Genomic DNA, 10,897 nt, shown 5'->3' with positions numbered 1-10,897 from the left:
TTCCTTCTTCGGCACACTGAAGCACGGCAAGACCGATGCGCAATCGCTGGAGCCGGCGGCCAAGCACAAGCCGATCGCCTATCTGAAGCCGGATGGCGTCTTGACCTTCGACCGGCTGTCCTCGGTGTTCCTGTCGAACACCAATCACGAGGAAGACCAGCCGGTGCATCTGAAGGTCAAGGACATGGGCCTGCAGAAGCGCTCGGAGCACGACATCTATGCCGGTCCGTCGACCCGCTACTGTCCGGCCGGCGTCTATGAGTGGGTGGAAAAGGACGGCCAGGAGACCTTCGTGATCAACGCCCAGAACTGCGTCCACTGCAAGACCTGCGATATCAAGGACCCCAACCAGAATATCAACTGGGTGCCGCCGCAGGGCGGTGAGGGGCCGGTCTATCCGAATATGTGATGAGCATGGGGGAGATCGGGTACGACGCCTACAAGATTCGCCTTGCTCGTTCCGCTGATCTGGATTTCCTGTCGGAAATCGAGATCGACGCCTTCGCAACTCTCGGCCGGGCGCTGGGCAGGCAGGGCGCGGGCGGAACTGTGCCACGCCAGACGCTGGAGAAGTCGCTCGACGCGAAGCTGCTATTCGTGGCGGTCGATCATGTGGATCACCCCTTTGCCTTCGCCGCGGGGGCAGAGCTTGATGGTGCGATCTATGTCGTGGAGATCGACGTCATGCAGCGCTGGCAGCGAAAAGGTGTCGGTCGGCGCTTGATGCAGGCCGTGATCGAGACGGCGCGGCAGCGCGGCGCATCAGGTGTCACACTGACGACGGATCGCTATGTGCCGTTCAACGCGCCGTTTTACGCCTCGCTTGGATTGCGTATGTTGGATGAAGGCGAGATGCCGGCGGGACTGTTTGAAATCTTGAAATTCGAGATTGACCATGGCGCGGATCCAGATCGGCGCGTCGCCATGGCGCTGTGGTTCTGAGCACAGTTTAGCTGTCTACAGTAGCGCAGCAATTCTGAGATTTTCGGCAATGCGATGAAGCCGCTTGTCACGCGTCCAAAGATAAGTGCCTGGTGTCAACATTGCGGCCGCCGCCAGATGAGCGTCGACATAGCCAATGCCCACACCTTGTAACTTGTTGCTCCGGATAAAATAAAGAACGTCATCCTCTGACGCCTTTGAAATCTGATATAGCTGGCCCAGGCTTCTCATAACAAGATCATATTGTCTGAGGTTTCCAAGGCTGATCTCCCCGATCACGAAGGGGTGGATGAGGATCTGTTTTTGCTCCAATAGAGCTTGGAGTTTCGCATCTGACGAATGAAAGTGATCGATCCAGATCGACGTATCGACCAAGATCATTCGACGCCAAACCGACGACGAGGAGGGGCTGTAATATCCGGTTCTGTGCCGCCGAGCCGTATGAGTGTTCTCGCAGCTTCGCGCTCAACAAGTGCCTTCAACGCTTCGCGCACGATCGCTGACGTCTCAGCCAATCCGGTGGCTTCGCGTGCATCCGCGAGTAATTTGTCATCAATGGCTACTGTGGTCCGCATTGGCATGCTCCTTCTTCATCAAAATTAGCATCGAATGATGCTATTCTCAATGCGGAAGGCTGCCGAGGGCAGCCTTCGATCTCTCCCTTGCCGATTCCGACACTTATTTCTTGGACAAGACTCCCGTCGAAAGCGCGACGCCCATTCCTGTGACGACAGCGGCTGCGATCTCCGTCATGCCAAGCGGCTCACCGAGCAGCAGCCCGCCGCCGAAGGTGGCGAGAACCGGGGTGATCGCGGTGAAGGCGGCGGCTTGCGAGCCGCCCAGAGCCTGAACGGCGAGACCGTAGGCGAGGGTGGCGGCGAGGCCCGAAAGCAGGCCCTGGCTGACGACCTGCAGGCCGATTTCCGGCAGCGGGACGGAGGCGAGCGAGCTGCCGAAGATCAGGGCCAGACCGACATGGATGAGGAACGACCAGATGGCGATGACAGCGCTCGCCTGGATGGCGTTCAGGCCGGAGCGGCGGAACGCATGGGTGTAACTGGCCCAAAGTATGGCGCCGAGCGGCAGCAGCGTGACGCCGACCCAGGAAATCTCCGTGCCGGAAAGGCTGCGTGCCAAAAGAATGGCGACGCCGGCAACGATGCCGCCGAGGCCGAGCCAACGGGTGATGTCGGGCCGTTCACGAAAGAGCAGCACGCCGATCAATGCGGTCGCCAGCGGCATCGAACCTCCGAGCAGAATGCCGGCCGACCCGGCGGGCGTGGAGTGAATGGCGAAAGTGGTCAATTGGAAGAAAAGCGCGCCTGAGCCGCAGACCATCAGCGCCAACAGCTTCAGCGGCACGCCTTTCGGCAACAGCCCAGTGCGCAGCCAGACGGGAGAGAGCACCAGCGCCGGAATACCGTAGCGGATCAATCCGAGGTCGATCGTGCCCATCTGCGTTTCAGCGGTGTGACGCGTTGCAAGAATCCAGTTAGCCCAGATCAGCACCGTAATGATGGCGCCGGCATAGCCGACCGTAGCGGGCATTGTCTTGCGGGAAGAGAAGGTCAAAGCACTCATCGACGTATCCTTTCGAACCGTTGGGATCATCATCCGGTTGAAGAAAAGATAGCTCCGAAGGCCGAGGCATGTCCTTGCTAGTTATGGCTCAAAGAAAGTGCTATGAGCAATTATCCGCCAATACGGGCGAAGAGAGTTTATAGAAATGCCAAAACTGGATAAATTCGATATTGCCATCCTCAATTGCCTGCAAGAGGATGCGCGGGCCACCAATGTCCAAATCGCCGAGAAGGTGAATCTGTCGCCGTCGCCCTGTTTGAGGCGCATTCGCAATCTGGAAAAATCGGGTCTGCTGCGCGGCTATCGCGCCGATATCGACCGTAAGGAGGCTGGCCTCGGTTTGACGGTGTTCGTCGAACTCAAGGTCGGCCATCACTCAAAGGAGAATTCGGAGGCACAGCAGGCGGCATTGCTCGCTATCCCGGAAATCGTGTCCTGCCACCTGATTTCGGGAGCTGCGGATTTCCTGGCGGAGGTGGTCGTCGAGGACCTTGCCGCCTATGAGAGGGTGATGTCGGAAAAGCTTCTGACGCTCCCCGGCGTCTCCGATTTGCGCTCGAATTTCGCAATCCGCAGCGTCAAGACCAACGGTGCCCTGAAGCTGCCGGTGCCGGGCTGAAATGAAAAGGGCCGTCGCCGGCCCTTTTCTGGTCGAAATTTACATTGCCCTCAAAGCATCGTGCCGCTGAGGATCAGCAGTGCGACCGAGAAATAGATCACCAGCCCGGTCACATCGACCAGTGTTGCGACGAATGGCGCCGATGCGCTGGCCGGATCAAGGCGCAGCTTCTGCAACGCGAATGGCAGCATCGAGCCGGCCAGAGAGCCGAACGTGACGATGCCGATCAGCGCGGCGAAAACAGTAACGCCGACCAATTGCCAGTGCGGACCGTAGTCGAAGAGACCAATGGTCTGCCAGAGCACGATACGGGCACAGCCGACGAGACCGAGGATAGAGCCGAGCACGATGCCGGTCGGCATTTCACGCAACGCGACGCGCCACCAATCGGACAGCTTGAGCTCGCCGAGCGCCAGTGCCCGAATGATCAGCGAGGTCGCCTGCGAGCCGGAATTGCCGCCCGAACTCATGATCAGCGGGATGAACAGCGTCAGCACGACAGCCTTCTCCAACTCGCCTTCGAAATGCTGCATAGCGCTGGCCGTCAGCATTTCGCCGAGGAAGAGGGCAGCGAGCCAGCCGGCGCGCTTGCGGATCATGCCCGCAAAGCCGATCTTCATGTAGGGCTGGCCGAGGGCCTCCATACCGCCGAACCGCTGCGCAGCTTCGGTCGTATCGGCGATCATCGTATCGATGACGTCGTCGACCGTGACGATGCCGAGCATCAGGCCGTTTTCGTCGACGACCGGCAGGGCGAGCAGGTCGTGACGGCGGATCAGCCGCGCGACATCCTCCTGCTTCATCAGCGCGGGCGCCGTGACCGGCGTACCCTTCTGTGCCACGGTCAGAATGCAGGCGTCGGGCTGGCCGGTGATGAGACGGCGCAGCGTCACGACATGCAGCAGCGCATGGGTGTCGTCGTCGAGCACATAGATGGCATAGACCGTCTCGCGGGAGCGCTCTACCTGGCGCACATGGTCGAGTGTCTGTGCAACGGTCCAACTGGCGAACACGCTGACGTACTCCGTCGTCATGATGCCACCGGCCGTGCGCGGCGGATAACCCATCAGGTCCTGGATCGCGACACGAGCCGGTTCTTCAAGGGTGGTGAACAGCCGAGTGCGTGCGTCGTCATCCAGTTCGAGAAGGATGTCGGCGACGCGGTCGTTGGACATGCCGTGCAGCAGCCGTGCGGCGTCCGCGTTGGTCATGACTTCGAGAATGGCAGGCGCGTTGCGCAGTTCCGGCCGATCGAGAATGCGAACGGCCCGCTCCTCCGGCATCTTGGCCAGGATGCGTGCGGCTTCGCCGGCCTCGAGCGCGTTCAACGATTCTACGCGTTCTGCAATGGTAAGGGCGCGGTTATTATTGATAAATGCACGAGCGGCATTGCCCGCCCGCACGGGAAAGCTGTTGATGTTCATTATAGCTCGCCTTTCCGGTCGATCCGCCGTCGTGACAGATCGTGGCGAGCCGACAGGAGTCGGTTACAGCACGAAAGCCACTGACGGCAAAGGCAATCGACTACTACTGTCGCTAGGCATCGTAAGATGGCTCCGGTTAATCGGTATGGAAAAACACGTGTTCCCCACATCGGGAGAAGTCGCTCCGAAGAGGCGAAAAGTCAAGTGGCGCCGATGGTTAATGCCACAATGTCGCAGGTAATTTTGTGTTGGGCGGCTAAAGGCTTAGGCCTTGCAGGAATCGTTGTTGCAAAAATGTCAAAACGAGATCGGCCCGGTGGCGTGCACCCGGCCGATCGAAGGGAATGAGTGGGTTCAGAAGCCGGCCAGAACGACCTTGCCCTCCAGCCTCATGCGCTCCGGCCGTTGCGCTCCAAAGCGACTGAAAGTCCGAAAACGATCAGGCCGAAGACGGAGAGCACGGCGCCGACATAGCCCGTCGATGCCGCCGTGAAGCCCCAGGAGATCACCATACCGCCAAGCCAGGCGCCGAGCGCATTGGCGATGTTGAAGGCCGAATGGTTGGAGGCGGCGGCCAGCGTCTGCGCGTCGGCGGCAACGTCCATGAGACGCGTCTGCACCGCTGGGCAGGCGGCAAAACCGCAGCCGATGAGGAAGACGCAGAGGCAGAGCATCACGGGATTGGCCGCGGTCAGCGAAAACAGCGTCATGATGACGACGTTGAAGACCATCATGCCGCCGATCGTGCCCTTGAGCGACAGGTCGCCCAAGCGCGAGCCGACGACATTGCCGACATTCATGCCGATGCCGAAAAGCGCCAGCACGACCGGCACCATGCCTGTTCCCAGACCGGCAACCTGCGTTGTCGTCGTCGCGACATAGCTGAAGATCGAGAACATGCCGCCGAAACCGACTGCGGCGATGCCGAGCGTCAGCCACACCTGGATGCGGCGAAGAGCCCCCAGCTCGCGGGCTATGCTTGCGCCTTCCTCGACCTTGTCCTTGGGCAGGAACAGGACAATCAGCAGCATGGTCACGAGGCCAACGCCGCCGACCATCATGAAGGCCGCCCGCCAGTTCAAAAGCTGGCCGAGAAAGGTGGCGATCGGCGTGCCGATCAGGGTAGCGATGGTGAGGCCGAGCATCACCTGGCCGACGGCACGCACGCGGCGATGGACAGGAACCATCGAGGCGGCGACAAGCGCCGCGACGCCGAAATAAGCGCCATGCGGCAGGCCGGTGATGAAACGCAGAGCCGCGAAGCTTTCGAAAGTCGGAGCCAGAGCGCTGGAAATATTGCCGGCTGCAAAGATTGCCATCATCAGCAGAAGCAGAGTGCGTCGCGCCATCTTGGCGGCGAGAACGGCGATGACCGGCGCGCCGACAACGACGCCGAGCGCATAGGCGCTGATGACATGGCCTGCTTGCGGGGTCGTGACGCCGAAGGTATCGGCGACCTCAGGCAACAAGCCCATGATGACGAATTCACCCGTACCGATGCCGAAGCTGCCGACGGCGAGTGCCAGCGTGACAAGGGCGATCGCCGTCCGTGACGGCGCCTCGAGGCCGGACCGGGAATCAATGAGGTCGACGGCGATATCGCTCACGAAAACTCCTGGGCGGCAATCATGCAGAAAGCCGCAAAGCGGGCAACGGGCTGGGAAAACCGGGATTCGGTCTCGGATGCACGATGCGGAATGAAAGACGGAAGAGGCGCGAACGCACCTCAATTAATACTATGAATCAGGGCGATATCGCTGTCGCGTGCGTTTTTTGCAGCGCAGCATATCGCCATGCGCATAAGTGCGGATGAGATTATTGCGCAATCGGTCACCCGCACCGATCGCGGCTCATCGTTTAACAACGCTTGAAATCGCCCTATCCGAAACCATTTTTGGACTAACAGGTGCGGGGAGCAGATCCTTCTTGAGACAGATTCAACGGGAAAACCGGGAGCCTCGATGAAACTGATCGGCTTTTTCAATCGCGATGGCGGCACGTTCAAGACGACGGACATGGACGCCTACGAAATGAAGGCAGAGCAGGTTTTCCGGGACGCCGGCCATGATTTCGAAGGTCTGGTCGTCTCGGGCAGCGAAGTCGTTGCCGCCATGGAGCGTGCGGCGCGCCGTGACGATATCGATGGCATCGTTGCGGGCGGCGGTGACGGCACGATTTCCGCGGCAGCCGCGGTCGCTTGGAAAAACGGTGTCGCCCTCGGCGTCATCCCGGCCGGCACCATGAATCTCTTTGCCCGCTCGCTCCGGCTGCCGCTCGATATCTGGCAGGTGCTGGACGTGCTTGCGACCGGCGAGGTCGATCACGTGGATATCGGCAGCGCCAACGGCCGGCCATTCATCCACCAGTTTTCCGCCGGGCTGCACGCGCGAATGGTGCGGTATCGCAATGCTTACAGCTATCGTTCGCGCATCGGCAAGATATCTGCCAGCATCCGCGCCGCCTTGGGTGTCGTCTTCAACCCGCCGGAATTCGATGTCGATTTCGAAGCGGAGGGAGTTCGCGAGCGCCGGCATATTTCGGCGATTTCCGTCTCCAACAATCCTTTTGGTGCCAACACGCTGCTTTACGCCGACGATCTGCGCGGCGGCGAACTCGGCTTCTATACGGCAAGGCCGTTGCGGCCGCTCGGCGTTGCACGGCTCGCCATCGATATGCTGCGTGGCCGCTTCCGCGAAAACGCCGATGTCATGGTCATGCATACGCGCGAAGTGCACCTGCATTTTCCGAAGCTGCGCAGCCTGGCCAATTGCGTGGTCGATGGCGAGCTGCTGCCGTTGGAACGCGATGTCGCACTCAAACTTCATGCCGGCGAGCTGAGGGTGATGGTCAAGCAGAGCACGGCCACGCGGGCTGCCGAGGAAGACTCCATCAGCAGCGCGGTCGTCTGAAATCCGTCAAAGTCGCGGCAGATAGGTCCGGTAGTCAAAATCGGATACGGTACGCAGATGGCGGATCGCTTCCTTGTGCTTCGTATCGCCATAGAGCTTCTGATATCGCTCCCCGAAAATATCGGCAATGAAGGCAGAGGCGCGGAAGCGCTCGACGGCGGTCAGGAAATCATGCGTAAGACGCGGCGCATTGGCCGACACATGGCTTGGGGTCGTCTCTACTCCCGGATCGAGCTCATCCTGCAACCCAAGCAACATACCGCCGAGAATTGCCGCCAGCATCAGATATGGATTGGCATCGGCGCCGGCGACGCGGTGCTCGATACGGGCGCCTGGTCCATCCTTTTCGGGGATGCGAACCGCGGTTCCGCGATGACCGTAGCCCCAGGTGAGGTCGATTGGCGCGAACGAACCCGGCTGGAAGCGGCGATAGGAATTGGCGTAGGGCGCGAAGACCAATTGCGCATCCTGCAGCGTTTGCAGCAGACCGGCACAGATCGATTTCAGCCTCATTGGCGCGCCGCCAGCCGCGTCGAGAATATTGCGGCCCGTTTCGTCGATGATGCTGGCGTGCACATGCAGGCCGGAGCCTGCATGATCGGTATAGGGTTTCGCCATGCACGTCGATTTGAGCCCGTGCTTGCGCGCCGCTTGCTCGGCTAGTCGTTTCAAGGCGGTGCAGTCATCGGCAGCGGCAAGCGCGTCCGGGCGATGCAGCAGATTGACTTCGAACTGCCCTGGGCCGAATTCCGCCGTGGTGGCGTCCGCCGGCAGACCCTGCGCCTTGGTATAGGCGCGCAGGGTTTCGAGATAATCACCGAGCAGATCGACGGCATCCATATCGTAGAGCTGATAGCCATTCGGCTCGCCACGATACATCAGCGCCGCCGGCGGCGAGGGGATGCCGCGCTCGCGCCAGTCGCCGGCAAGAAGATAGAATTCCAGCTCTGTCGCAACGACAGGCGTCAGACCGAGGGCCTTATAGCGATCGACGACTGCCGCAAGAATGGCGCGCGGGTCCTGGAAACTCGGGCTGCCGTCGAGTTCATGCATCGTCGCCAGCACCTGCTTCGAGCCCGGCGGTGCCCAGGGCATGTCCGCGAGCGTGCGTGGATCGGCAACGCAGGTGCCATCGGGATCGCCGATCGTCAGCGACAGGCCGGTGAGGTCATCATTGTCGTCGCCCCATATATCCAGGGATTGCGTCGAGGTCGGCAGGCGCACGGCCCCGGACCAGACCTTCTTTTCCGCTTCCAAGGGGATCTGCTTGCCGCGTAGCCGGCCGTTCATGTCCGCTATCAACACTTCGATACGGGCCGTGCCCTCGGTTGCGTTGTCAGCCGCCATGCCCTTGTCAATCCCCATTGCTCACGTCATGGTCGTAAACGATCGAGGTCAGCCTTTCAATCCGACAGGGATTCTGCAAACGATGTCCGATACTTCCAGCCGTTCCAATCTCGCGGCCGTCGATGCCGCTCATCATCTCCATCCATTCGCGGACATGAAGAAGTTGAATGCCGATGGCGCCCGGATCATCCAGCGCGGCCAGGGCGTCTACATCTTCGACAGCAACGGCAAGAAATACCTCGATGGCTTTGCCGGCCTTTGGTGCGTCAATATCGGCTATGGGCGAACAGAAATCGCCGATGCGGCAATCCGCCAGATGAACGAGCTGCCCTACTACAACACCTTCTTCGGCACGACGACCACGCCGGCCACGCTTCTATCCGAGAAGGTCTGCGCCCATGCCGGGCCGCATTTCAATCATGTCTTCTTCACCAATTCCGGCTCCGAAGCCAACGACACCTGGTTTCGCATGGCGCGCGTCTATTGGAGTGCAGTGGGTAAACCGGCAAAGAAGGCCGTTATCGCTCGCCGCAACGGTTACCATGGGTCGACTGTTGCCGGCGCCAGCATGGGCGGCATGAAATACATGCATGAGCAGGGCGACCTGCCGATCCCCGGCGTCGTCCATATCGGCCAGCCCTATTGGTATGCCGAGGGCGGCGATCTCTCTCCGGAAGAGTTCGGCCTCAAGGCTGCCCGCGAGTTGGAAGAGAAGATCGATGAGCTGGGCGAGGACAATGTCGCCGCCTTCATCGCCGAGCCGGTGCAAGGGGCAGGCGGCGTCATCATTCCGCCCTCGACCTATTGGCCGGAGATCGCCCGTATCTGCAAGGCGCGGAATATCCTGCTCGTCTGCGACGAGGTGATCTGCGGCTTCGGAAGACTGGGGTCCTGGTTCGGTTATCGGCATTTCGGCGTCGAGCCCGATCTCGCGCCGATCGCCAAGGGCCTGTCTTCGGGCTACCTGCCGATCGGCGGCGTGTTGGTCAGCGATCCCATGGCCGATGTCTTGATCAACCAAGTCGGCGAGTTCAACCACGGCTTCACCTATTCCGGCCATCCGGTCTGCGCCGCCGCAGCGCTCGAAAATTTGAGGATCATCGAGGATGAGCGGCTGATCGAGCGCGTTCGCGACGATATCGGGCCCTATTTCGCGAAGGCCTGGGGCAGCTTGGCGGATCACGATATGGTCGGCGAAGCCGTCAGCATCGGGCTGATGGGCGGGCTGCAACTTGCCGCCGACAAATCCACGCGCCGCCGTTTCGAGAAGCCGGACGCGGTTGGCTCAGCCGTGCGCAATCACGCTTTGACCAACGGTCTCGTGCTGCGCGCAACAGCCGACCGTATGCTGGCCTCGCCGCCATTGATCATCAGCCATGAGGAAGTGGACACGATGGTACGTATCACACGGCTGGCGCTCGACGCCGTGTGGGCGGAAATGAAGCCGTAGTCAGCTTTTAACCGCCAGGGCTGACGCATCCCATTTGCCCGCCTTGTGCAGGGCCAGCGTCAGCCCCGCGACGTGAATGCTCTGGATCATCTTGCCCTCCAGGGCCAGTCCGATGGCTTGGCGGATCGGCATGCGGACAAGCCGAGTGCGCTCTGTCGGATCGTCCGCGGGCTTGGTGGCGATTTCGACATTGCGGGCAAGCACGATATGGGAAAGGTTCGAGTGGGTGGCCGGATTCGGTGCAAGAGCGCCGACATACTCCCATTCGGAGGCAGAAAGGCCGGTTTCTTCTCTCAGTTCGCGCGCAGCCGCTTCGATCGGGTTGGCATCGCTGGCATCGATCGCGCCGCCCGGCACTTCCAACGAGACGACGCCGAGAGCATGCCGATATTGCTGAAGGAGGTAGATATTATCCTCCGCATCGAGCGCCACCACCTGGACCCAATCGGGATATTCCAGCACATAATAGGGCGCAATCTCGACGCCCTCGGCGGTGACACAGGCGTCGGCCCTGACTTTCAGCCATCGGTCGTGGAGCAGATGGGCGGAGCTTTTAACTTGCCATGGCGGAAGATCATCGGGATCGGGCAAGATGCTCGTGTGCGGGTCGGTCTGGTCCATGAGC

12 protein-coding genes are annotated in these 10,897 nt (G+C 60.7%); 5 read left to right on the top strand and 7 right to left on the bottom strand.

What is annotated here, in order from left to right:
* Together K290_RS0119345 and K290_RS0119340 are read left to right on the top strand one after the other, a co-directional pair.
* On the top strand, positions 1-409 hold a 409-nt coding region (locus tag K290_RS0119345), incomplete at its 5' end, for a 4Fe-4S dicluster domain-containing protein (protein WP_028753472.1).
* The gene (locus K290_RS0119340; RefSeq protein ID WP_342426542.1) at positions 409-942 is read left to right on the top strand and encodes a GNAT family N-acetyltransferase; all 534 of its coding nucleotides are present in this window, start codon (positions 409-411) and stop codon (positions 940-942) included. The genes K290_RS0119345 and K290_RS0119340, both read left to right, overlap by 1 nt.
* Before the next feature lie 15 nt (positions 943-957).
* Here K290_RS0119340 and K290_RS0119335 read toward each other — a convergent pair whose 3' ends face one another.
* The 3 genes from K290_RS0119335 to K290_RS0119325 all read right to left on the bottom strand — a co-directional run bounded on the left by K290_RS0119335 (position 958) and on the right by K290_RS0119325 (position 2,523).
* Positions 958-1,323: a type II toxin-antitoxin system VapC family toxin gene (locus K290_RS0119335; protein WP_028753470.1), complete on the bottom strand. Its 366-nt coding sequence runs from the start codon at positions 1,321-1,323 to the stop codon at positions 958-960.
* Entirely contained in the window at positions 1,320-1,517 is a 198-nt protein-coding gene (locus K290_RS0119330; protein ID WP_028753469.1) for a type II toxin-antitoxin system VapB family antitoxin, read from the bottom strand. Before K290_RS0119330 ends, K290_RS0119335 begins: the two co-directional genes overlap by 4 nt.
* Positions 1,518-1,620: 103 nt before the next feature.
* Positions 1,621-2,523 (bottom strand): DMT family transporter, encoded by a 903-nt coding sequence (locus tag K290_RS0119325; protein WP_028753468.1) that lies wholly within the window; start codon positions 2,521-2,523, stop codon positions 1,621-1,623.
* A gap of 145 nt (positions 2,524-2,668) precedes the next feature.
* On the opposite strand from K290_RS0119325, the gene K290_RS0119320 reads away from it, so the two are divergent.
* A complete protein-coding gene (locus tag K290_RS0119320; protein ID WP_028753467.1) occupies positions 2,669-3,142 on the top strand; it encodes an Lrp/AsnC family transcriptional regulator in 474 nt (157 codons plus the stop codon).
* A 50-nt stretch (positions 3,143-3,192) separates the two neighbouring features.
* Here K290_RS0119320 and mgtE read toward each other — a convergent pair whose 3' ends face one another.
* Both mgtE and K290_RS0119310 read right to left on the bottom strand, forming a co-directional pair.
* Positions 3,193-4,566 carry a magnesium transporter gene (gene mgtE / locus K290_RS0119315; RefSeq protein ID WP_028753466.1) on the bottom strand — a complete coding sequence of 458 codons (1,374 nt, stop codon included), beginning with the start codon at positions 4,564-4,566 and terminating at the stop codon, positions 3,193-3,195.
* Between the two features lie 389 nt (positions 4,567-4,955).
* Complete coding sequence (locus tag K290_RS0119310; RefSeq protein WP_028753465.1) at positions 4,956-6,173, bottom strand: MFS transporter; 1,218 nt, start codon at positions 6,171-6,173, stop codon at positions 4,956-4,958.
* Between the two features lie 354 nt (positions 6,174-6,527).
* Here K290_RS0119310 and K290_RS0119305 point away from each other — a divergent pair, with 354 nt between their 5' ends.
* Complete coding sequence (locus K290_RS0119305; protein WP_028753464.1) at positions 6,528-7,475, top strand: diacylglycerol/lipid kinase family protein; 948 nt, start codon at positions 6,528-6,530, stop codon at positions 7,473-7,475.
* 6 nt (positions 7,476-7,481) lie between these two features.
* Here K290_RS0119305 and K290_RS0119300 read toward each other — a convergent pair whose 3' ends face one another.
* Positions 7,482-8,822 (bottom strand): glutamine synthetase family protein, encoded by a 1,341-nt coding sequence (locus tag K290_RS0119300; protein WP_028753463.1) that lies wholly within the window; start codon positions 8,820-8,822, stop codon positions 7,482-7,484.
* A gap of 82 nt (positions 8,823-8,904) precedes the next feature.
* On the opposite strand from K290_RS0119300, the gene K290_RS0119295 reads away from it, so the two are divergent.
* Positions 8,905-10,272, top strand: coding sequence for an aspartate aminotransferase family protein (locus tag K290_RS0119295; RefSeq protein ID WP_028753462.1), 1,368 nt, complete (start codon positions 8,905-8,907; stop codon positions 10,270-10,272).
* On the opposite strand, the gene K290_RS0119290 is transcribed toward K290_RS0119295, so the two are convergent.
* The gene (locus tag K290_RS0119290) at positions 10,273-10,893 is read right to left on the bottom strand and encodes an NUDIX hydrolase (RefSeq protein ID WP_028753461.1); all 621 of its coding nucleotides are present in this window, start codon (positions 10,891-10,893) and stop codon (positions 10,273-10,275) included.
* Positions 10,894-10,897: the final 4 nt, after the last annotated feature.

Source organism: Rhizobium leucaenae USDA 9039 (assembly GCF_000426285.1).
Classification (GTDB): domain Bacteria; phylum Pseudomonadota; class Alphaproteobacteria; order Rhizobiales; family Rhizobiaceae; genus Rhizobium; species Rhizobium leucaenae.
This window is presented reverse-complemented; position numbering and strand designations above follow the sequence as displayed.